Annotated in this window: 23 protein-coding genes; 11 read left to right on the top strand and 12 right to left on the bottom strand. The window is 73.0% G+C overall.

Annotated elements, in window-relative coordinates; all coding sequences use genetic code 11:
* Positions 1 to 91: 91 nt before the first annotated feature.
* Positions 92 to 997: a hypothetical protein gene (locus OG933_RS39050; RefSeq protein ID WP_362521621.1), complete on the bottom strand. Its 906-nt coding sequence runs from the start codon at positions 995 to 997 to the stop codon at positions 92 to 94.
* A 240-nt stretch (positions 998 to 1237) separates the two neighbouring features.
* On the opposite strand from OG933_RS39050, the gene OG933_RS39045 reads away from it, so the two are divergent.
* Together OG933_RS39045 and OG933_RS39040 are read left to right on the top strand one after the other, a co-directional pair.
* Positions 1238 to 3301, top strand: a complete 2064-nt coding sequence (locus tag OG933_RS39045) for a SpoIIE family protein phosphatase (protein WP_405631758.1) — start codon at positions 1238 to 1240, stop codon at positions 3299 to 3301.
* Between the two features lie 117 nt (positions 3302 to 3418).
* Positions 3419 to 4123, top strand: a complete 705-nt coding sequence (locus OG933_RS39040; protein WP_405631756.1) for a hypothetical protein — start codon at positions 3419 to 3421, stop codon at positions 4121 to 4123.
* Here OG933_RS39040 and OG933_RS39035 read toward each other — a convergent pair.
* Together OG933_RS39035 and OG933_RS39030 are read right to left on the bottom strand one after the other, a co-directional pair.
* Positions 4116 to 4871 carry a putative protein N(5)-glutamine methyltransferase gene (locus tag OG933_RS39035; protein WP_405633643.1) on the bottom strand — a complete coding sequence of 252 codons (756 nt, stop codon included), beginning with the start codon at positions 4869 to 4871 and terminating at the stop codon, positions 4116 to 4118. The genes OG933_RS39040 and OG933_RS39035 overlap by 8 nt on opposite strands.
* A gap of 4 nt (positions 4872 to 4875) precedes the next feature.
* On the bottom strand, positions 4876 to 5037 hold the full coding sequence (locus tag OG933_RS39030; RefSeq protein WP_362521712.1) for a hypothetical protein: 162 nt from the start codon (positions 5035 to 5037) through the stop codon (positions 4876 to 4878).
* Between the two features lie 209 nt (positions 5038 to 5246).
* On the opposite strand from OG933_RS39030, the gene OG933_RS39025 reads away from it, so the two are divergent.
* Positions 5247 to 5705, top strand: coding sequence for a MarR family winged helix-turn-helix transcriptional regulator (locus tag OG933_RS39025; protein WP_362521616.1), 459 nt, complete (start codon positions 5247 to 5249; stop codon positions 5703 to 5705).
* A 16-nt stretch (positions 5706 to 5721) separates the two neighbouring features.
* On the opposite strand, the gene OG933_RS39020 is transcribed toward OG933_RS39025, so the two are convergent.
* Both OG933_RS39020 and OG933_RS39015 read right to left on the bottom strand, forming a co-directional pair.
* On the bottom strand, positions 5722 to 6450 hold the full coding sequence (locus tag OG933_RS39020) for a GNAT family N-acetyltransferase (RefSeq protein WP_362521614.1): 729 nt from the start codon (positions 6448 to 6450) through the stop codon (positions 5722 to 5724).
* Positions 6447 to 7379: a zinc-binding alcohol dehydrogenase family protein gene (locus OG933_RS39015; RefSeq protein ID WP_405631752.1), complete on the bottom strand. Its 933-nt coding sequence runs from the start codon at positions 7377 to 7379 to the stop codon at positions 6447 to 6449. Before OG933_RS39015 ends, OG933_RS39020 begins: the two co-directional genes overlap by 4 nt.
* Before the next feature lie 207 nt (positions 7380 to 7586).
* Between OG933_RS39015 and OG933_RS39010 the strand changes: the two genes are divergently transcribed.
* The 7 genes from OG933_RS39010 to OG933_RS38980 all read left to right on the top strand — a co-directional run bounded on the left by OG933_RS39010 (position 7587) and on the right by OG933_RS38980 (position 13344).
* Positions 7587 to 8192, top strand: coding sequence for a sulfite oxidase-like oxidoreductase (locus OG933_RS39010; RefSeq protein ID WP_362521609.1), 606 nt, complete (start codon positions 7587 to 7589; stop codon positions 8190 to 8192).
* On the top strand, positions 8185 to 8940 hold the full coding sequence (locus tag OG933_RS39005) for a ferredoxin reductase (RefSeq protein ID WP_327181386.1): 756 nt from the start codon (positions 8185 to 8187) through the stop codon (positions 8938 to 8940). The genes OG933_RS39010 and OG933_RS39005 overlap by 8 nt, the downstream gene beginning before the upstream one ends.
* A 157-nt stretch (positions 8941 to 9097) precedes the next feature.
* Positions 9098 to 9685, top strand: a complete 588-nt coding sequence (locus OG933_RS39000; protein ID WP_362521703.1) for a hypothetical protein — start codon at positions 9098 to 9100, stop codon at positions 9683 to 9685.
* Positions 9686 to 9772: 87 nt separating this feature from the next.
* Complete coding sequence (locus OG933_RS38995) at positions 9773 to 10741, top strand: acetylxylan esterase (protein WP_405631749.1); 969 nt, start codon at positions 9773 to 9775, stop codon at positions 10739 to 10741.
* A gap of 10 nt (positions 10742 to 10751) precedes the next feature.
* The gene (locus OG933_RS38990) at positions 10752 to 11156 is read left to right on the top strand and encodes a nuclear transport factor 2 family protein (protein WP_362521604.1); all 405 of its coding nucleotides are present in this window, start codon (positions 10752 to 10754) and stop codon (positions 11154 to 11156) included.
* A 107-nt stretch (positions 11157 to 11263) separates the two neighbouring features.
* Positions 11264 to 12430, top strand: coding sequence for a serine hydrolase domain-containing protein (locus OG933_RS38985; RefSeq protein ID WP_405631746.1), 1167 nt, complete (start codon positions 11264 to 11266; stop codon positions 12428 to 12430).
* 155 nt (positions 12431 to 12585) lie between these two features.
* The gene (locus OG933_RS38980; RefSeq protein ID WP_405631743.1) at positions 12586 to 13344 is read left to right on the top strand and encodes a GntR family transcriptional regulator; all 759 of its coding nucleotides are present in this window, start codon (positions 12586 to 12588) and stop codon (positions 13342 to 13344) included.
* Positions 13345 to 13373: 29 nt separating this feature from the next.
* On the opposite strand, the gene OG933_RS38975 is transcribed toward OG933_RS38980, so the two are convergent.
* The gene (locus OG933_RS38975) at positions 13374 to 14102 is read right to left on the bottom strand and encodes a class I SAM-dependent methyltransferase (RefSeq protein ID WP_362521598.1); all 729 of its coding nucleotides are present in this window, start codon (positions 14100 to 14102) and stop codon (positions 13374 to 13376) included.
* A gap of 5 nt (positions 14103 to 14107) precedes the next feature.
* A complete protein-coding gene (locus OG933_RS38970) occupies positions 14108 to 14671 on the bottom strand; it encodes a PadR family transcriptional regulator (RefSeq protein ID WP_020126071.1) in 564 nt (187 codons plus the stop codon).
* A gap of 79 nt (positions 14672 to 14750) precedes the next feature.
* On the opposite strand from OG933_RS38970, the gene OG933_RS38965 reads away from it, so the two are divergent.
* Positions 14751 to 15158 carry a nuclear transport factor 2 family protein gene (locus OG933_RS38965; RefSeq protein ID WP_171395405.1) on the top strand — a complete coding sequence of 136 codons (408 nt, stop codon included), beginning with the start codon at positions 14751 to 14753 and terminating at the stop codon, positions 15156 to 15158.
* 2 nt (positions 15159 to 15160) lie between these two features.
* Here OG933_RS38965 and OG933_RS38960 read toward each other — a convergent pair whose 3' ends face one another.
* The 5 genes from OG933_RS38960 to OG933_RS38940 form a co-directional block, all read right to left on the bottom strand.
* Positions 15161 to 17062, bottom strand: coding sequence for a hypothetical protein (locus tag OG933_RS38960; protein WP_405631738.1), 1902 nt, complete (start codon positions 17060 to 17062; stop codon positions 15161 to 15163).
* A gap of 251 nt (positions 17063 to 17313) precedes the next feature.
* Positions 17314 to 18084 carry an SDR family NAD(P)-dependent oxidoreductase gene (locus tag OG933_RS38955; protein WP_405631736.1) on the bottom strand — a complete coding sequence of 257 codons (771 nt, stop codon included), beginning with the start codon at positions 18082 to 18084 and terminating at the stop codon, positions 17314 to 17316.
* Positions 18081 to 19382: a histidinol dehydrogenase gene (gene hisD / locus OG933_RS38950; RefSeq protein WP_405631733.1), complete on the bottom strand. Its 1302-nt coding sequence runs from the start codon at positions 19380 to 19382 to the stop codon at positions 18081 to 18083. Before hisD ends, OG933_RS38955 begins: the two co-directional genes overlap by 4 nt.
* A 65-nt stretch (positions 19383 to 19447) precedes the next feature.
* On the bottom strand, positions 19448 to 20383 hold the full coding sequence (locus OG933_RS38945) for a VOC family protein (RefSeq protein WP_405631732.1): 936 nt from the start codon (positions 20381 to 20383) through the stop codon (positions 19448 to 19450).
* A complete protein-coding gene (locus tag OG933_RS38940) occupies positions 20380 to 21360 on the bottom strand; it encodes a fumarylacetoacetate hydrolase family protein (protein ID WP_362521583.1) in 981 nt (326 codons plus the stop codon). The genes OG933_RS38945 and OG933_RS38940 overlap by 4 nt, the downstream gene beginning before the upstream one ends.
* Between the last annotated feature and the right edge of the window lie 155 nt (positions 21361 to 21515).

Genomic DNA, 21515 nt, shown 5'->3' with positions numbered 1-21515 from the left:
CCCCGCGCACCGCGCCACATCCCCAGAAAAGCACCACTTTTCGCGTGGGACCAGCTACAGGAGGGACGCCTGAGGCCCGGCCGGCCCCCGGTCAGCTCCGGGTGAAGCGGTAGGTCTTGCTGTCGGTCAGCACACAGAACCCGGGCGACACGACGATCACCCGCAGCGTGCCGGAACGGCGGTCGTAGTCGATGCCCTCGGCCTCGAACGTGCCCGAGCAGGAGCTGCGCAGCGGAAGCTGGCGCAGGGCGGTGACATGGCCGGTGACGTCGGAGGTGCCGTTCGGTTCGGCGGACAGGTCGATCTGGAGAAGGGGCTTGGTGATGCCGAAGAGGGTGCCCGCCGGGTCGTCCGAGGCGCACAGCAGGGTGGTCGGACCGGTGAAGTCGCAGCCCTGGACATCGCGCACGGCATGGTCGAGGCGGACGGTCGACACCTGCGGCAGGTTCGCGGAGGGCGAGGTGGCGGGGTTGGCGCCCGGGGTCGGGAAGACGAGGAACCGGGTCATGGTGCCCCACTCGCCGGACAGCATCCACTGGCTGTTCGGGGTGATCGCCGCCCAGGAGTTGTTCAGGGCCTCACCGGAGCCGAGCGCGTGGACGTACTCCGACCAGGCGCCGCCCGGTGCCTGCACGCGGTACATCTTCGCGTTGTTCGAGTCGCTCTGGTACGGCTCGACGTAGTAGCCGTCGTAGGAGGCGTCGGGGTCGCCGACGTGGTTCCAGCCCCGGGTGGAGACGGAGAAGGGGATGGTGCCGATGCCGGTGTAGCGGTTGGCGCTGCCCGCCGGGACCTCGACCGATGCCAGGCCCTGGCTCTCGGTCAGCGGGTCGGCGCGGTCGGAGCCGATCTCGGTCCAGGTGTCGGCGGCCGCGGCGGGCGGGGCCGCGGAGAGGACGGCGACCGTCGCCACGGCCAGCGCCAGGGAGGCGGTGCGGGCGGCGGTGCGGGCGGTGCCGGCCGTGGTGCGACGGCGGCGGGCAGGACGCAGGGGCATGGGACTCCTCGTCGAGGGGGGTGGGCTCGCTCGGCGGACAGTCTGGCCCGGCAGGATGGTCATGTACAGACCAATTCCATGGACAGGTGCGGGCCTTGAGGAGAACGGCGTGCGACGCCGTACTGGAGGAGCATGAAGAAGGGCGCCCCAGGCGTGGGAGAAAAGGGTTGAGCACGGTAGAACAGGGGAGTCGGCACGGGGGACGGCGTGCCGCGTCGATATGCGGAGGCGGTGCGTGGCATGAACGGAGCCGGATCGTCCGCGGCTGAGGGCGGTGGCCCGACCGGGCCCAGCGGCCTGCTGGACGTGCTCAACGTGGCTTCTGTGGTGCTCGACACCCAGGGCCGCATCGCCCTGTGGAGCCCCCAGGCCGAGGAGTTGTTCGGGTACTCGGCCCATGAGGCGCTGGGGCGGTACGCGGCCCACGTGATGGTCCACGAACGACACGTCGACCTGGTCGTGCAGCTGTTCGCCGACGTCATAGCCACCGGCGAGAGCTGGGCGGGGGCGTTCCCGATACGGCGCAAGGACGGCACCACCCGGTTGGTGGAGTTCCGCAACATGCGCCTCATGGACGACCGGGGCGACGTCTACGCCCTGGGTCTCGCCACCGACCGGACGACGGTGCGCCGACTGGAACGGGACCTGGCGCTGTCGACGCGGATGGTCGCGCAGTCCCCCAACGGCCTCGCCGTCCTGGACACCGACCTGCGGTACGTCTCGGTCAATCCGGCGCTGGAGCGGATCAACGGCCTTGCCGCCGCGGATCACCTCGGCCGGACCATCCACGAGGTGCTGCCCCGGCTGGCGGAGGCCCTGGAGGCCGCGGCTCGCCAGGTGCTGCGGACCGGCGAGCCGCTCGTCGACCGGTCCACGGTCGGCCGCACCCCCGCCGATCCGGACGAGGACCACGTCTGGTCACTCTCCCTGTACCGCCTGGAGGACGCCCGCGGCACCGTGCTGGGGGTGGCCGTCTCGGTCATCGACGTCACCGACCGGCACCGGGCCGCCGTCGAGGCCGAGGCGGCGCGCCGCCGACTGGCACTGATCGCGGACGCCTCCGCGCGGATAGGCACCACCCTGGACCTGGAACGCACCGCGTTCGAACTGGCCGACGTGGCCGTTCCGGAACTGGCGGACGTGGCCGCGGTGGATCTGCTCGACGCGGTGATGGCGGGCCGCCGCACCAGCCTGGGGCCCGCCGAATCGGCCGTGATCCGCGCCCTCGCGGTGTGCGGCGCCGACGAGCCCGACGCCCTGCGGGCCGCCGACCAGCCCGGCCAGGTGGCCCGCTACGCGCCCGACCGGCTCGTCACCGAGTGCGTACGCTCGGGCCGGCCGGTCATGGTGGCCCAGGTCAAGGACGAGGACCTCGGGCGCATCGCCCACTCCCCCGAGGCGGCCGCCCTGCTGGCGCGGGCCGGTGTGCACTCCTATCTGGCCGTGCCGCTCATCGCGCGGGGCGAGGTGCTGGGCGCCCTCGACCTCAAACGGACCCGCAACCCCCTGCCGTTCGGCAACGACGACCTGCTGCTCGCCCGCGAGCTGGCGGCCCGGGCGGCCATCCAGATCGACAACGCCCGCTGGTACCAGAGCGCCCGCACCACCGCGCTCACCCTCCAGCGCAGCCTGCTGCCGAGCCATCCGCCCGTCACGGGCGGCCTGGAGGTCGCCTCCCGCTACCAGCCCGCGGGCGCCACCACCGAGGTCGGCGGCGACTGGTTCGACGTCATCCCGCTCCCGGACGGCAAGACGGCGCTCGTCGTCGGCGACGTGATGGGCAGCGGTATCGACGCCGCCGCCACGATGGGCCGGCTGCGCACCGCGACGACCACGCTGGCCTCCCTCGACCTCGACCCGGCGGTCCTCCTGGAGCACCTGGACCGGATCACCCAGGGCCTGGACCACTCCATCGCCACCTGTGTGTACGCCGTCCACGATCCCCGGCTGGGGAGATGCCGGATCGCCAACGCCGGCCATCTGCCGCCGGTGCACATCCGCCCGGGCCGTCCGCCGGAGCTGCTCGACCTGCCCACCGGCGCGCCGCTGGGCGTGGGCGGGGTGCCGTTCTCCACGACCGACGTCGACTTCGCCCCCGGCGACCAGCTCGTGCTGTACACCGACGGCCTGGTCGAGACCCGCACCCACTCGCTCGACGAACGTCTGGAGGCGCTGCTGGCGCTGCTCGACGATCCCGCGCGGCCGCTGGAGGAGGTGTGCGACCTGCTGCTGAGCGCGTTGCACCACCCCGACAACCACGACGACGTGGCTCTGCTGGTGGCGCGTGCACGGGCCGGGGAGTGAGCGGCGCCGCCGTCCGATTCACAGGCTTTTGTTATCGCTTCCTTACCGGACACCTCGGACAATCACAGTGAGGCGTGGCATTGGTGCCGCCGTCGTGGCCGAGGAGAGTGAGCCGTGATGCAGGAGCCGGACAGGCCCGAGGGGCCGGAAGAGGTCGAACTGCTCTCGGGGCCGGTCGAAGGGGAGCGGGACCGTGCGGATCTGCGCGCGTCGTGGCGGCGCCGGTCGGCCCGCGGGCGGGCGTTGATCGCGGCCACCACGGTCGCCGTCCTGGCTCTCGGCGGCACCGTCGCGTACGCGGCGACGTCGGGGGACTCCGGTGGCGGCTCGCCGTCGGCGGCCCCGTCCGCGTCCTCCTCCGAGGGGCCCGGTGGACGGCACGGCCACGGCGGCCCGTGGTTCGGCCTCGGCGGGGACGCGGCGCACGGTGAGGCGACCGTCAAGGACCCCGACACCGGCGACTGGGTCGTCCGCGTCTGGCAGCGGGGCACCGTGGCGAGGGTGGCCGACGACCGGGTCACCGTCAGGAGCGAGGACGGCGTCTCGTGGACGTGGACGGTGGGTGCGGACACGACCGTGTCCGCCGACGGCACCTCCGGCTCCGGGGCCGACGCGTTGAAGAAGGGCGACACCGTCCTCGTCTTCGGCTCCCGTTCCGGTGACACCGACACCGCCGACCGTGTCCTGTCCGGCACCTTCGAGGAACGCGGCCCGGGCGAACGCGGGCCCGGCGACCGCCACGACGACTCCCCGGGGCACGGCCCGTGGAACCGCGGGGACGACCGCTCCCCGGGCCCCACGGGCAGCGGAGCCGCTACCTGACCCTGGTGCCGACGACCACGTGGGCGTACAGCTCCTCGTCCTCGGCCAGACGCACCGTCAGACCGCTGCGGGTGAACGTCTCGACGGCGGCCGGGGCCTGGCGCTCGCTGGTCTCGACGAGGACACAGCCGCCGGGGGCGAGCCAGCGCGGCGCCTCGGCGGCGACCCGGCGCAGCACGTCCAGCCCGTCACCGCCGCCGTCGAGGGCGGTGAGCGGCTCGTGGTCCCGGGCCTCCGCGGGCAGCAGGGGGACCTCGCCTGTGGGGACATAGGGCACGTTCGCCGCCAAGATGTCTATTCGGCCGCGCAGTTGCCCGGGAAGAGCCGCGAACAGGTCGCCGGCGTACGCGTGTCCGCCGTGCTCGGCGATGTTGCGCCGGGCGCAGCTCACCGCCGCCGCGTCGATGTCCGCGGCGTGCAGCTCGACTTGTCCGAGGGAGCCGGCGAGGGCGGCGCCGACGGCGCCCGAGCCGCAGCACAGGTCGACGACGACGCGGGCGTGCGGCGCCGCGGCGAGGGCCTGGTCGACGAGGAACTCGGTGCGTCGGCGGGGCACGAAGACGCCCGGCTCGACGGTGATCCGCAGACCGTGGAACTCGGCCCAGCCGACGACGTGTTCGAGGGGCAGGCCCGCCGCGCGGCGGGCCGCCATGGCCGCGGCCTCGTCGGGCGTACGGGCGGCGGTGAGGATCAACTCCGCCTCGTCCTCGGCGAACACACACCCGGCACCCCGCAGGACGGCGACCAGGACGTCACGGGACGCCGAAGGGGAGGCCGAGGAGGGCGACGAACCAACGGGAGATGAGCGAGGAGAACGCGGAGGAGGAGAAGAAGAAGCGGGAGAAGACGAAGAGGCGGGAGAACGAGGGGGCATGAAGCCGAGAAGCCTTTCGGAAGCCGAAGGGCGCTCTCACGGTCGCCTACCGGCGGCGATCCACGCTGTCACGGGAGGAGAGCACCCGACCTGACACTGCGGTAATGGGTCTCACCTCCTCGGTCACGCGCGACTGGGAACCTCCGCAGCCGGACGACCACCCTACCCCAGAGATCGGACGACGTTCCTGGCGCGGAAGTCCTCGGCATCTGAGTTGTACTATGCAACCAGGCTAGTGAGGGAGGACCGGTGGAAGCACCCGAGGCCGTGGAGACCATCCAGCGGGAGATGACGAGCTTCGCCCGGCGGGCCCGTGCCTCGGCGGGCCGGCTGCACCCCGAGCTGTCGCTGGTGTCCTACACGCTCCTCGGCCACCTGGAGGAGAGCGGCGGCTGCCGGGCCACCGACCTCGCCGCGCACTACGCCCTGGACAAGTCCACGGTCAGCCGCCAGGTCGGCGCCCTGGAGCGGGCCGCCCTGATCGAGCGGCGCCAGGACCCCGAGGACCACCGCGTCCAGGTCCTGCACCTCACCGACACGGGCCGCCGCATCCTCGCCCAGGTCACCGAGAGCCGCCGTACGGCCTTCCGGGAACGGCTGGCGCAGTGGCCGCAGGCGGACCTGGAGCGGTTCGCGGAGTACCTGGTGCGCTACAACGCGTGGCGCGGGCCCGCCGGTGGCGACCTGGCTCCCCCGGCGGCCCCGTGACCCCCCGGCCGGCCCGCTACGCCACCGGGACCGACTCCCGCCCCTCCCCCAGCCGCTCCGGCACCCGTGCCGCCAGGAACGCCGTTCTGCGGCGCAGCCGGAAGCCCAGGGACTCATAGAGCCGGATGGCGTTCGTGTTGCCGGCGCTGGTGTGCAGGAAGGGCGTCTCGCCCCGTTCGCGGATGCCGTGGGCGACGGCCAGGATCAGCCGGGTCGCCAGGCCCTCGCCCCGGAAGGCGGGGTCGGTGCAGACCGCGCTGATCTCGGTCCAGCCCGGCGGATGCAGGCGCTCGCCGGCCAGCGCGATCAGGACGCCGTCCCGTCGTATGCCCAGGTAGGTGCCGAGTTCGATGGTCCGGGCCTCGAACGGCCCCGGCTGGGTGCGGGCGATCAGGTCGAGGATCTCGGGTACGTCGGCGGGACCGAGCCGGACCGCCTCGGGTTCGGGTGCGGCGGCCAGCCCGTCGTCGACGAACTGCACGCCCTCGATCTGCAGGGTGAGCTCCCAGCCGGCCGGGAGCTCACCGCGGAAGCCCGGCAGCGGGACCTCCGCGCCGGGGCCGGCGAGCGCCGCGAGATCCGCCCAGTCGGCCGCGTCCGGCTCGTCCGGCAGCGCCAGCCACGGCGACACGTCGACGGGGTAGCGCAGCACCCGGCCCCGGCGCTCGGCGAAGTGGGCGTGCGGACCGGTGAGGGAGGCGAGGGCGGGGTTGTCGAGGACGTGCGGGGGCTCGATGGCGCTCATGCGTCCGCTCCGATCTCCAGGACGACCTTGCCCCGGGCGTGGCCGCTCTCGACCTCGCGCAGTGCCTCGCCCGCCCGCTCCAGCGGGAACGTGAGGGTGACCTGCGGGTTCAGTTCGCCGCGCACGACCAGGTCCGCCACCGCCCGCAGCACGGCCGTGTCGCGGGCGCGGGCCACCCGGGCGCCGCCCAGCCGCTCGACCTCCTCGGCCGGGGCTCCGGCGGTGATCAGCCGGGTGCGGTCCCGCACCAGGCCGGCCGCCTCCTGCAGCACCTCGCCGCCGACGAGGTCGTAGACGCCGTCGACGCCGTCCGGCGCGGTCGGGCGCACCGCCGCCGCCCAGTCCGGGCCGGACGGCACGTGCACGGCGCCCAGCGACTCGAGGAGGTCCTTCTTGCCCTCGCTCGCGACGCCCACGACACGCAGTCCGCGGGCGCGGGCGATCTGCGCGACAGCGACCCCGACTCCGCCGCCCGCGCCGGTGACCAGCAGTGTCGCTCCGGCCGGCAGGTCGAGCTGGTGCACACCGTCGTAGGCGGTCGCCGCGGCCACGGGAAGGGTCGCGGCGTCGGTGAACGACAGCCCGGCGGGCTTGTGGGCGGTGATGCCGGCGGCCAGCAGCGCGTACTCGGCGTAGCCGCCCGCGACCGCGGTGCCGAACACCTCGTCGCCGGGCGCGAACCCGGTGACTCCCTCGCCGCTCTCCTCGACGACGCCGGCCACCTCGTTGCCCAGGACCGCGGGGAACACGCGCTCGCCGCTCTCGCCGGGGCGCCGGTACCCCGTGCGCTGTTTCCAGTCGACGGGGTTCACACCCGCCGCACGCACCGCGACGAGCACCTCGCCGGGCCCGGGCCGGGGGCGGTCCAGGTCGACGAGGGCCTCGGTCTCCGGGCCGCCGTACCGGGTGAAGACGTACGCCTTCGGCATTGCTCCCACTCTCCTTCGCTGGCACCGGACCGCTGGACCGCTGGATCCGGAACGACACGTGCAAGAGCCGGACCGCGGTGGCTATTCCCCCCTCGCCGGACTGTTCATACGGGCTTAATGATCGGCGGGCGGACCGGGTGCGGAGCACGGCTGACATGCACGTACGGTTGACTGCGTGAACATCCGCCGTCCTCCCGCTGGAACCGCATGAACGTCACCCGAGGCTTCACCGGCCGCCCCCGTGCCCACCGTCCGGGACTGCCCCCCGGCCAGTACGACGCGGGCGACGACTGGCCCGTGCTGTCCGCCGAGGTCACACCCGACCTCGCGCCCGCGGAGTGGACCTTCCGCGTCGACGGGCTGGTGGCGGCGCCCCGCACCTGGGACTGGGACGAGGCGCACGCGCTGCCGGAGTCCGCGTACCAGGGTGACATCCACTGTGTGACCAGCTGGTCCAAGTTCGGGGTGCGGTTCGGGGGCGTGTCCCTGGACGCCTTCCTCGCGGCCGCACGGCCCGACGCGTCCGCGACCCACGCCGTCGCGTACTCGCACACCGGCTACACCACCAACCTGCCCCTGTCCGATCTGACCGGCGGCCGGGCGTGGATCGCCTGGGAGTACGACGGGAAGCCCCTCGCGGCCGAGCACGGCGGTCCGGCGCGGCTGCTGGTGCCGCACCTGTACTTCTGGAAGAGCGCCAAGTGGATCGCGGGCCTGCGGCTGCTCGACCACGACGAGCCGGGCTTCTGGGAGCAGAACGGCTATCACGCGCGGGGCAACCCGTGGGAGGAGCAGAGGTACGCCGGTGACTGAGACCTTCACTCCCCCGACCCGGTTCGCGGTGCCGGGCCGGATCGCCGTGAGCAACCGGGCCGCCGCCCTGTGGCAGACGGCGACGCTCACCGAGATCCGCCGCGAGACCCCGCACGCGGCCACCTTCCGGTTCGCGGTGCCGGCCTGGGCGGGGCACCTGCCCGGCCAGCACCTGATGCTGCGGCTGACCGCCGACGACGGCTACACCGCCCAACGCCACTACTCGATCGCCTCGGCGCCCGACGACGACGGGCACGTCGAGCTGACCCTGGACCACGTGGACGGCGGCGAGGTCTCGGGCTGGTTCCACACCAGGGCGGAGCCCGGGGACGAGGTCCAGGTGCGGGGTCCGCTCAGCGGCTTCTTCGCCTGGCCGGGCGACCGGCCCGCGCTGCTGATCGGCGCCGGGTCCGGGGTCGTCCCGCTGATGTCGATGGTCCGCCACCACCGGGCGCGCGGCCTCGACGTACCGCTGCGGCTGCTGGTGTCCGCGCGCGGTCCCGAAGAGCTGATCTACGCGCGGGAGTACGGCGCCGAGACGACGCCCGTGTTCACGCGGAGCGCGCCGGAGGGCGTGCCCGTGGGGCGGCTCGCGGCACGTCACCTCGCCCCGCTGCTCGCCGAGGAGCCGGCGGGCGGCTGGGAGGCGTACGTGTGCGGTTCCAACGCGTTCGCCGAGCACGCCTCGCGGCTGCTGGTCCGGGCGGGGCAGCCGGTCGACCGCATCCGGATCGAACGCTTCGGCTGACCCGCCCGGCCGCCGCACCGGGCCGCTCCCTCCCCACCCGTCCCCGGCGTCCCACGGCTGCCGAGGGGCCGACGTGAACGATGCGTGAAACGATGTACTCCGAACGGGGTATGACGCTCATGTGGGCACTCGTACGCGTGACGGCGAGGAGGTCGACATGCGAGACCGGGTGCGTGGCTGGCGCCGGCGGGACAACCCGCTGCGACGCCGGTCCGACGTGGTGGAGGCGTGGACGGCGCTGTTCGTCGCCGTGCTCCTGCTGGTCGCCGTCCCGCTGGCCGGGGCGCTGGCCGGCCAGTGGGGCCATACCGACGCCCAGGCGGTCGCGGACCGGCTGCGGGCCGAACGCCACCGGGTCCGGGCCGAGGTCGTCGGCCACCCTCCCGAGGCCCTGCCCACGGTGGAGGGCGTCAGACAGCAGATGTCCACCGTGGCCGTGCGGTGGACCCCGCCGGGCGAGCCGGCGCGGACGGCCACCGCCCGGGTTCCGGCGGGCACCCACGCGGGCGAGATGGTGGACGTCTGGTTCGACACGCGGGGCCGCAACGTCGAACCGCCGCCGAACGACACCATGGTGTGGCAGCACACCCTCACCATGGGTGCGTGCGCGGCCGGGGGTACGGCCGTGGTGGTGCTGCTCGGGCACGCCGTGGTCCGCCGGGTGGCGATGCGGCACCGGCTGGGCGAGTGGGAGCGGGAGTGGGCCCGCACGGAACCCCAGTGGACCCGCCGCAGGCCCGCCTGAAGGTCCTGACCAGGGTCTGGCGAGGTCTCCCGGTGCCCACGTACGGTGTGATCATTCGTATGGGCACTTAACAAAAGGCGGTCCTTGATGCCCCTGTTCGACCTGACCGACGAGGAGCTCCGCACCTACCGCAGCGCGTCCACCGAGCCCGAGGACTTCGACGCGTTCTGGTCCAAGACCCTTCAGGAGGCCCGTGAGCACGACCTGGACGCCCGCTTCGAGCCGGTCGACACGGGTCTGACCACGGTGCAGGTGTACGACGTGACCTTCGCCGGATTCGGCGGGCATCCCGTCAAGGGCTGGCTGACGCTGCCCGCCGGGACGGAGGAACCGCTGCCGCTGGTCGTGGAGTTCGTCGGCTACGGCGGTGGACGCGGGCTGCCGCACGAGCATCTGCTGTGGGCGTCGACGGGCCGCGCGCACTTCATCATGGACACCCGCGGCCAGGGCAGCGCCTGGGGCGGTGGCGGCGGCACCGCGGACCCGGTGGGCGGTGCGCCCTCGTACCCCGGTTTCATGACGCGGGGCATCGACGCCCCGGAGAACTACTACTACCGCCGGGTGTTCACGGACGCGGTGCGCGCGGTCGAGGCGGCCCGCTCCCACCCGCTGACCGACGCGGCACGGACCGTGGCGATCGGCGGGAGCCAGGGCGGCGGCATCACGATCGCCGTGGGCGGCCTGGTACCGGATCTCGCGGGCATCGCCCCGGACGTGCCGTTCCTGTGCGACTTCCCGCGCGCCGCGGTACTGACGGACCGTCACCCGTACCGCGAGATAGGCCTGTTCCTCAAGACGCACCGCGGCCGCTCCCAGGACGTCCTGGGCACCCTGGCGTACTTCGACGGGGTGCACTTCGCGTCCCGGGGTTCGGCTCCCGCGCTGTTCTCGGCGGCCCTGGAGGACCAGACCTGCCCGCCGTCGACGGTGTTCGCCGCCTTCAACGCCTGGGCGCACGAGGACAAGGAGATCGAGGTGTACGACTTCAACGACCACGAGGGCGGCGGCCCCTACCAGGAGGCGGCCAAGCTGCGCTGGCTGCGGTCCTACGTCTGACGGCCGGGGCATGGACACACGGGCCGCCGCCGAGCGGTTCACCGGGGTGTGGGAGCGGGCCTGGGCGTCGCACGACGTCACGGCCCTGCTGGAGCTGTACGCCGAGAACTGCGTCCACCGGTCGATGCCGTTCCGCGCGCCGCACCGGGGGCGGGCCGAGCTGGAGGCCTATCTGCGCTGGTCGTTCGCGGCGGAGCGGGTGACCGACGTGCGGTTCTCGCCCCCGCTCGTGGGCGCGGACCGGGTCGCGGTGGCGGAGTTCCGGGTGCTGGCCGAGGAGGACGGGGCGGCCGGCACGCTGGCCGGCTGTGTCCTCGTCCGGTTCGACGAGGCCGGGCTGGCGGTCGAGTCACGGGACTACTGGCACACGGCGGAGGGGCACCAGGAGCCGACGGGGCGGACCTTTCTCCTGTGATCCAGGACCCGTTCGGCACACTTCCCTCCAGTCCGACCAGTCGGTACGTTCGGGGTGCCCGGGCCGCACCGCAGCGGTCCGGGGTTCCGGCGGACCACGGAGGCTCCATGTCCGAGCACGTGCCACAGATACACGGCCACTGCGATCCACGGTTCGCGGCGGTGCGCGCGGCCTTCGAGGAGAACTTCCGGGACCGGGGCGAGCTGGGCGCCGCGGTGAGCGTCACGGTCGACGGCGCGGTGGTGGCCGATCTGTGGGGCGGCCGGGCCGACGCGGCGGGCACGCGCGCGTGGGAGCGGGACACCGTGGTCAACGTGTGGTCCACGTCGAAGGGCCCGACGGCGCTGTGCGCGCACATCCTCGCCGACCGGGGGCTGCTCGACCTCGACGCTCCGGTGGCCGTGTACTGGCCGGAGTTCGGCGCGGCGGGCAAGGAGCGCGTCCTGGTCCGGCATCTGCTGTCCCACCGGGCGGGGCTGGCCGGGCTGCGCGAGCCGCACTCCCTCGATCAGCTCTACGACTGGGAGCTCACCACCGCCCGCCTCGCGGCCACGGAGCCCTGGTGGGAGCCGGGCACCCGGTCTGGCTATCACGCGCTCACCTACGGCTTCCTGGTCGGGGAGCTGGTGCGGCGGGTGTCGGGGCTGCTGCCGGGGGCGTTCCTGGAGCGGGAGGTGACCGGTCCGCTGGGCGTCGACTTCACGATCGGGCTGCCGGAGAAGGAGGCCGGGCGGGCGGCCGAGCTGGTGCATCCGCCGGTCGCCTCGTCCAGCGAACAGGCCGCGATCCTCAGCCAGTTGGCACCGGCGGCCGTCGCCGCCCTGACCAATCCGGCGGCGGGCGCGAGCGAGGCCAACTCGCCGCGCTGGCGGGCCGCGGAGATCCCGGCGGCGAACGGCCACGGCACCGCGCGGGCGGTGGCCGCGCTCTACGGGATCTTCGCCGGCCGGGGCGCGTACGGCGGGCGTCGCGTCCTGTCCCCCGAGGCGGCCGAGCGGGTGCGCGAGGGACAGGGCGCCTGCCGGGACCTGGTACTGGGGGCGGGGTTCGCGCACGAGACGGAGATCGGGCTCGGGCTGTGGCTCAGCGGTCCGAACGGATCGTACGGACCCAACCCGCGCGCTTTCGGACACGACGGCTTCGGCGGCTCGTGCGGGCTCGCCGACCCGGAGGCGGGGGTGTCGTTGGGGTACGTGATGAACCGCATGGGGCCGCACATCGCCGACGACCCGCGGAAGACGGCGTTGGTGGACGCCCTGTACAGCGCGCTCTGAGCGGCGGCGCGGCGCGGCCGCGCGGACGGTGCGGGGCGGTCCGGTTTCGGCCGATCGGGCGGCCCGCCCTTCCCTACTGGTTTAGACCAATGCTAGATCTGGTGGCGCACCGAGTCCGCACGACCACGGCACGTCACCCACAGGAGGCGCGCGGCATGGCCCGCAGCACCACCCCCACCACCCCTGATGTCCACCCGCACCCCGACGAAGGACCGCTGTACCGGCGGATCGCCACGGAGCTGCTCGGCGAGCTGCGCGAGGGCACCATCGCGCCCGGCGAACGACTGCCGGCCGAGCGGCAGTTGGCCGGACACTTCGGCGTCAGCAGGCAGACCGTACGGCAGGCCCTGGAGGTCCTGCGGAGCGACGGGCTGGTCGAGACCGACCGGCGGGGCAGTCACGCCGCCCTGCCGACCGGGCCGCTCGGCACCCCGTCGTTCCTCGCCTTTCCCGTGGGCGCGCGGCCCGCGGACGACGCGTCGGCGGTGGCCCGCGCCGCCGTCAGCTGGGAGACGCCCCCGCCCGCACACGCCGAGGCGCTCGGACTCGCCCCGCACCGGCCGACGCTGGTGCACCGCTACGAGTCCGCCCGCGCCGACGGACGCGGTCTGCGTACGGCCGTCACGTCCTTCTCCGCGGTCGCCCTGGCCGAGGTGGAGGAACTGGCCCGCTACCGCGACCGGGCCGACTCGAACGCCTCCCCGGAGCTCCGGCGGGCCTACGACTGGATGCGCCGGGCCGGTCTGACCCTGCACCACCGGGACTGCATCACGCATCTCGACGACGACCCGTCGATGCGGGTCACCCGGCGCGTGCACGACCAGTACGCGCGCCCCCTGGAGATCACCGATCTGGTGGTGGACACCCGGCGGGAGGCGCTGGTCTACGCGTTCACGCTGCCCGCGGCCGGCTGATCCCGTCCGGACCGGCTCCGCGTACCGTCTCAGCCGTCCGTCCGGCGCGCCTCGACCATGCGCACCCGTGGGCTTCCGTCGCTCCTGGTCCCGAACTCGGGCAGGGCGCGGAGGTCCACGCGGAACCCGGCGCGCTCCAGTTCGCGCCGCACGTCACCGAGCCGGAAGGCGCGGTAGTACATCACGAACGGCGGCCGCCACAGGGCGTTGCGGACCCGCATCACGGCGTCGAAGCCGAGGAGCATCCAGAACGCCGGCGAGGAACGCCTCGGCGGGGCCAGGACGGGGAACGCGAAGCATCCGCCCGGTCGCAGCGCGGTCCGCACCCGGGCGAACAGGCCCGGCAGTTCGCGGGGCAGGAAGTGCCCGAACGCGCCGAAGCTGACGACGAGGTCGAAGGCGGCGGTGAACGGCAGGGCGCGGGCGTCCGCGCGCACCCAGGACACCCGGGGGCCCGCCGGCCGGGTCCGCCGACGCGCCTGTGCCAGCATGCCGGCGCTGAAGTCGACGCCCGTCACACTCCCCCGGCACACCGTCGCCAGGACCTCGACCCCCGCGCCCGTGCCACAGCACAGGTCGAGGCCGTCCTCGTACGGGCCGGAGTCCTTCAGGGCCGAGGCGACCGCGTCCAGGACGGCGTCCGGAGTGCGGAAGGGCGTGTGGTCGAACTTCGGCGCGAGGAGGTCGTAGCCGTGCTCGACGGACGACAGGGCCTGGACGGCGAGTTCGCGCAGCGTGGGGCCTTCGGGACTGAACATCCGCGTCAGCCTACGGCCGTCCGCCGCTTCAGGAGCAGCAGGGCGCGTTCGCACCAGGCCAGGTTCGTCTCCTCGAAGGCGATGCCGGCCATCAACGTCAGATAGGGGCCGATCCGGTCGGCCTCGGTCAGGTACGCGTCCTCGGTGCGTCCGTCGAGGAGGCGGTCGCGCACCCGCAGGTAGCGGTCGAGCTTGGCGCGGGACCAGGTCCTGCGCTCCTCGACCAGCGCGCGGGTCACCTCGGGGTCCACGCCGTCCATGGCCTGGATCCTGATGAGGAGTTCGTCGCGGATGGCGGTGGGCCGCCGCGGCGGGGTGGCGGCGAAGGCGTCCAGGTCCGCGCGGCCGGCCTCGGTGAGGGTGAACATCCTTTTGTTCGGCCGGCGTTCCTGCTGCACCACCCGGGCCTCGATCAGGCCGTCCTGCGCGAGGCGCTCCAGTTCGCGGTAGAGCTGCTGCGGGGTCGAGGGCCAGAAGTTCGCGAGGGAGACGTCGAAGACCTTCGACAGTTCATAGCCCGAGGCCTCGCCCTCCAGGAGGGCGGCCAGGACGGCGTACTTGAGGGACATATGGACACGGTAGCAGGAGGCGATTATTGTCATCGACACCTACTCAACAAATTTACCAATCATGCGATGAGGTGATCCGATGCGCGCGTTCCGCGAGGCGGTCGAGGCCGGCGATCTCGAGGCCGTCGAAGCGCTGCTGGCCGAGGACGTGGTGTTCACCAGCCCGGTCGTGTTCAAGCCGTACCCGGGCAAGGCGATCACCGCGTCGATCCTGCGGGGGGTGACGCGGGTCTTCGAGGACTTCCGCTACGAGCGCGAGCTCGACGGGGGCGACGGGCGCGACCACGCGCTGGTGTTCCGGGCCCGGGTGGGCGAGCGGGAGCTGACCGGCTGCGACTTCATCCACCTGAACGAGGAGGGGCTGATCGACGAACTCACGGTCATGGTCCGCCCGTTGTCGGGCGCCCAGGCTCTCGCGGCGGCGATGGGGGCCCAGTTCGACCAGATCCTGAAGGAGGCGGAGGCCCGGTCGGCCTCCGCCTCCTGACGTCAGGCCACCGTGAGGGTGAGGGCTCCCGCGTAGGTCGCACCCGGCGTGAGGGCCGTCGGCGTCCCGTCGACGGCCAGGGTCACCCTCCTGCCGCGCGGCGCCTTCACGGCCGCGTCGGCGGCCAGGGTCAGCGAGGTCAGGTACGACGTCCCGGTGACCGTCCAGACGGAGCCGCTGCCGAGCCGGACGATCGCGCCGTTGTTCACGGCGGGCCGCACGGTGTTGGTGACGATGCCGAGCTCGTAGAAGGTGGACGCGTCGATCGACGGCACCCGGTGCGCGGTCTTCGTCGCCGAGATCACGCCCTTGAGCGTCGCCCCCTCGAAGGTGAGGACCATGTTCTTGCCGCTGCGCATGCCGTTGTAGAAGTCGCCCTCCAGGTCGATGGCGGTGAAGGCGGCCGCGCCGTCGGTGGAGTGGACGGCGGTGACGTCGAAGGACGCGTTCCTGACGGGGTCGGTCGTCGGCTCGGTGTAGACGCCGACGTTCATCATCCTGCCGCCGACGTTCACCGGGCCCGGGTCGTCCAGCTCGATCATCTGGAGGAGGACGCCGTCCCGCGGGTTCAGGCGGGCGCCGCCCGAACCGTCGACGGTGATGGCGGTCTGCTGGCCCTTGTTGAGGAAGGTGGCCCGCTCGGAGTTGATCACTGTGCCGCCGTCGAGGGTGAGCGTGCCGGCGCCGAAGAACATGTAGCCGAAGTGACCGGAGTTCACGACGGTGTTGCGGACCGGCAGGGCCGCCGACTCGGCCCGGGTGAGCCCGAGTTCCAGCTCCGCGTCGAGGGCGGCGACCGCCTCGCGGGTACTGTCGCCGTAGTGCACGACCGCGGCCGGACCGGCGATGATGGTCGCGTAGCTGCCGACGTCGAACCGGGAGCCGAGGACGCGCACGGTGGCGTCGCCGATGGCGTAGGTCCCGTAGCCGTACTCCCCGGTGTTGCCGATGTGGCTGTTGATCGCGGTCAGCTTCAGCCCGCTGCCACCCTCCACCGACAGGGCACCCCAGGTCTCCGAGAACACGGTGGAGCCGATGTAGGTGGCCCTGCTGCCCTTGCCGATGAGGTTCGTGGCGCGGACATTGCCGTCGAGGCCCAGCATCCAGGGCACCGATTCCATGTACGGGGTCTCGACCGTGGCCTGGTAGTCGGCGGGCAGCACGCCGTTGCGGGTGTGGACGGTGGAGTTCTTCACCACCACGTTGGCACCGTCGTCGGAGATGACGCCGGTGCGCACGACACCCTTGGTGCTGATACGGGCGCCGTCCACGACAAGGGTGGTCGCGGATCCGTCGCCGACGACCGCGGCGCCGTAGCCGGCGAAGTCGCAACGGCCGTTGCCGGTCAGGGAGATGGTGGGCCGCTGGAGCGTGTAGGTGCCGTCCTGCACGAAGACGCCGTCGAAGCACTCGCCGGTCGAGGTGATCGAGATGCCGCGGGCGAGGGTGTCGGTGAGCCTTCCGCCGGTCACCGCCGCGAGGACGCAGCGGTCGCGGTCGACGCCGTCACCGTCGACGTAGAGGGCCTGCCGGAAGGGGAAGGTGAGGGTCTCGTAGGTGACGTCGTTGGCGGCCGCCACCGTGAGGACGACGTCACCTCGGTAGGTGCCCGGCCGGATCAGGGTCGCGGTGCCGCCCGTCGCGGTCAGCAGCTGCCCGGTCTCGACGCCGTCGACGGTCAGGGTGAGGCCGTGGCCGGCCGGGGCCGCGATCGCCCCGCCCTCGGCGAGGGCGAGGACGCTCAGCCGGGTGGTCGCGGCCACCTCGTACGTCTCGCCGGAGCCGACCGTGAGTGTCCTGCCGGAGCTCTTGGTCCCCGCGGTGGCGGCGGTCGTCGGGATGAGGACCGCGCCGGCCGTGGCGGTACCGGCGATCAGGATCGAGCGTCGGGTGATCAGCGTCATTGCTTGCCTTCCCAGAGGTCGATTCGCGCCGTCGCGCCCGGAGACCGGGTGCGTCGTCGCGCAGCGTGAGCGCCCGCCGTCGGCGACAGAGGCCGGACGGCACGGGCGGGGGGCACCAGGGGTGCGCACGAGGGAGTGAATCAGCCCGCCCCACCTGGCAGTAGAGGTCGCGCGCAGCCATTGCGGAACCCGATGCCTCGGATCGCACCGCCCGGTCCACAGTGGTGACACAGGGTGGTGAAAGGCGTCGCCTAGGCGGGTGCGATCATGCCCGCCGACAGGTCGATGTCCGCGCCGCACAGCCCCGGCATGGCGAGCATCGCCACCAGGGCCCGGGCGACCTCGTCCTCCTCGACCAGGCGGCTCAGGGCGGCCCGGGACGCGAAGTCGTGCTCGGCCTCCTCGACCGTGCAGCCCGTCAGCTCGGCGGTGAGCCGGAAGTTGCGGTCCATCCGCGGGCCGCGTACCGGGCCGGGTGAAAGGGAGTTGACCGTCACGCCCGTCGGCCCCACCTCGCCGGCGAGGGTGCGGGTCAGGCCGAGCAGGGCCGTCTTGGAGGCCGTGTAGGGCGTGCGGTTCAGCAGCGGGCGTTTGCCGCTCACGGAGGCGACGTTGACGACGTCACCGCGTCCGGCCGCGAGCATCGGCGGCAGGAACGCCCGGCACATCAGGTACACCCCGCGGACGTTGACGGCGAACACCTCGTCCCACTCCTCGGGTTCGACGTCGACGAGCGGGCGCACCGGGCCCGCGACTCCGGCGTTGTTCACGAGCAACGACACGTCCTCGTCGGCGAGTTCGGCGGCCAGGGAGCGGACCGAGACCGGGTCGGAGACGTCACAGACCGCCGTACGCGCCTCGCCGCCCCCCTCGGCCACCCGCTCCGCCGCCTCGGTGAGGCTCGCCCGGTTGCGGCCGGTCAGCAGGACCCGGGCGCCCGCGGCCGAGAGCGCCAGCGCGAACGCCCGGCCCAGCGGCCCTCCCCCGCCCGTGACGAGCGCCGTCCGCCCGTCGAGGCTCACGCGGTGTTCCAGGGCAGCGCGTCACCCGCGGCCCGTGCCGCGCGGACGTCACCGGAGCGCGCGTGCCCCTCGAACAGCTCCACCCGCGAGGCCCGCCCGCACAGCCGGCCGAGCAGGGCCTGCGAGCCGGTGTCGGTGACCTCCTGGTAGGTGACGGTCCTGAGGTACTTCCCCACCCACAGGCCGCCGGTGTAGCGGGCGGCGCCCAGGGTGGGCAGCACATGGTTGGTGCCGATGACCTTGTCGCCGAACGACACGCACGTGCCCTCACCGAGGAACAGGGCGCCGTACTGGGTCATCCGCTCCAGGGCGAGCCGCGGCTCGGCGGTCAGCACCTCCACATGTTCGAAGGCGAACTCGTCGGCCAGCGCGTACAGTTCGTCGATCGAGTCGACGACATGCACCTGGCCGTGGTCGCGCCAGGCGGGCCCGGCGAAGTCCCGGGTGGGCAGACCGGGCAGCAGCCGTTCGACCTCGGCGACGGTCCGTTCGGCGACCGCCCGCGAGGTGGTGATCAGGACCGCCGGGGAGTCGGGGCCGTGCTCGGCCTGGGAGAGCAGGTCGACCGCGCACACGAACGGGTCGGCGTGCTCGTCGGCGAGGACGAGGATCTCGGTCGGCCCGGCGAACAGGTCGATGCCGATCTCGCCGAACAACTGCCGCTTGGCTTCCGCCACATAGGCGTTGCCGGGTCCGGCGATCAGGTTGACGGGCCGCATGGTGTCCGTGCCGACGGCCATCGCCGCCACCGCCTGCACCCCGCCGAGCAGCCAGATCTCGTCCGCGCCCGCGAGGTGCATCGCGGCGACGGTGGCGGCGGGGATCTCTCCGCGGATCGGCGGGGTGCAGGCCACGACCCGCGGCACGCCCGCCACCTTCGCGGTCACGATGGTCATGTGGGCGGAGGCGGTCAGCGGATACCGTCCGCCGGGGACGTACGCGCCGGCCGCCCGCACGGGGAGGTGCTTCTGCCCCAGCCGGACCCCGGGCAGGGTCTCCACCTCGAACTCCCCCAGGGAGTCGAGCTGACGGCGGGCGAAGGCGCGCACCTGCTCCTGGACGAACCGGATGTCCTCGATGACCTGCGCCGGCACCGCCGCGACGATCGCGGCGACCTCCGCCTCGGACAGCCGGAACGACTCCGGGCTCCAGTCGTCGAACTTCTCGGAGTACTCGCGCACGGCCGCGTCACCGCGCTCGCGCACGTCGGCGATGACGTCGGACACGGTCGCGCGCACCTGGTCGAGGGAGGCGGTCACCTCGGCCCGGGGTACGGCGTGCTTCAGGATCTCTGCCACGACTGCGGCCTTTCTCGGGGAGCGGGAGGAGAGGAGGGGAAGGAAGAGGAGGGGAAGAAGCGGGGTCACACGGGCGGCGCTTCGAAGAGCACGTCGGGGTCGTTGAACTGCTCCTTGGCGACCGACTCGCTCATCGGGTCGGCGGTGCCCCACTGGTCCTGGGTGAGCGGGTCGTCGACGTCATGCCGTCCGGGGTGCCACAGGTCCTCTTCGAGGACGGCGAGTTCGGTGGTGTACTCCACCGTGTTGCCGTGCGGGTCGTGGAAGTAGGAGAAGGTGTTGTCGCCCGCGAGGTGCCGTCCAGGACCCCAGGTCAGCCGCGTCCCGGCGCGCAGTGCCCGGCCGGTGCCACGCATGTACTCCTCGACGCCCCGCATCTCGAACGAGGCGTGGTGCAGGGAGACATGGGGGCCGCGCGCGATGGCGAAGGAGTGGTGCAGGGGGCTGCACCGCAGGAAGTACATGAGGTCGCCCATGTGCGCGGAGTACAGGGTGTCGGTGAGCCGGAAGCCGAGGTGCTCGACGTAGAAGTCCCGCAGCCGCGCCGGGTCCTGGGAGTTGACCACGCAGTGGGAGAGCCGGACCGGGATCGCCTCGCGCTCCTCGATCCTGCGGTGGACGCGGGTGGCGACCTCGGCGGAGACCTCGACGACACGGCCGTCGGGGTCGAAGAAGCGCAGGCCGTAGCCGCCCCCCGGGGTGTCCAGCGCGCCCGGCTCCCCGATGAGCCGGATCCCGACCCGGCCGAGTCGTACCGCGAGTTCGTCGACGGCCGCCGCGGAGACGGCCCCGAAGGCGACGAGGTCCATCCGCTTGCGCTCGTCCGCGCGGATCCGTACGACGTAGCTCTCGGGGCTGCCCTCGGCGGCGAAGAAGGCGAGACCGCTGTCGCTCGCCACCTCGGTCAGGCCCCAGGTGGTGCCGTAGAAGGCGCGCTGGCGCGCGAAGTCCGGTACGGCCAGGTCGACATGGCGGAGATGGGTGATGAGGGAGGACGTCACAGTGCGCTCCTGACGGTGTTGCGCTGGTGGCCCAGGCCGGTGATCTCCGCCTCCAGCACGTCCCCGGGGCGCAGGAAGACGCCCCAGTGGGCGCCGTTGCCGGCCGGGGAGCCGGTGAGCAGCAGATCGCCGGGGCGCAGGGTGGTGGTCGTCGAGACGTAGGCGATGAGCCGCGGGATGTCGAAGATCATGTCCTTGGTCGACTCGTCCTGCCGTACGACGCCGTTGTGGCGCAGGGTGATCCGCAGGCCGCCGGGGTCCCCGGCGAAGGCGGCGGGCACCAGGAAGGGGCCGGTCGGCAGGAAGGTGTCGGCGTTCTTGGCGGTGAACCAGTCGGTGCCGATGGCCTTCAGGTCGGGCCGGTAGAGACGGTCGCGGGTGGTGAGGTCGTTGCAGACGGTGTAGGCGGCGACGTGGCCGTAGGCGTCCTCGGCCGCGATGTTCCGGCCCGGCTTCCCTATGACGAGGGCGAGTTCGAGCTCCCAGTCGTGCTGTTCGCCGAGCGCGGGGAGCACGATGTCGTCATAGGGGCCGCACATCGCGCGCGGGGAGCCGAGGAAGACGTACGGGACCCCGGTGCGGATCCGCTCGTCCATCATCTTCTCGGCGTCGGCGCGGGCCTCCTCGGGGGTGGCGCCGTGCACGCTCTCCTTCTCGGCGGCGACCAGGTCGACCACGTGCTTGCGGTAGTTGGCGCCGCTCTGGAGGATCTGCCCCGGCTCGATCGGGGCGAGGATCCGCAGGCCGGCCAGGTCGTGCCAGGTTCCGTCGGCGAGCCCGGCGAGCCCGGCGAGGCGGGGCAGCCAGGTGTCCCAGTCCTCGACCAGGGCGCGCACGGACGGCACCAGGTCGGACAGGTCACGCACCCGCGCCCCGGTCACCAGACCGGGGAAGGGTCGGGATGCCGGGTCGTCACCGGCCGTCCGGAACGTGCCGAGCGCGAAGGGTCCGGCATGGGTGGGGAGTGGATCGGGCACGGGCGGCTCTCCTCGTCCGGGTGGGGGGCTCGCCGTCGACGCTAGGCAGCCCGGGGCGGCGGCGGAAATGGCCGTTGGCGATGCCTGCCATCACCGGCGTGCCCGCACCCGGCCGCGCCGGGGGGCGGCTTCACCGCGCGGTACCTCCATCGCCG

The sequence above is a fragment of the Streptomyces sp. NBC_00016 genome (assembly GCF_045040885.1).
Lineage (GTDB): Bacteria > Actinomycetota > Actinomycetes > Streptomycetales > Streptomycetaceae > Streptomyces > Streptomyces coriariae.
The sequence above is the reverse complement of the archived record's forward strand: the minus strand, read 5'-3'. Positions and strand labels throughout refer to the sequence as shown.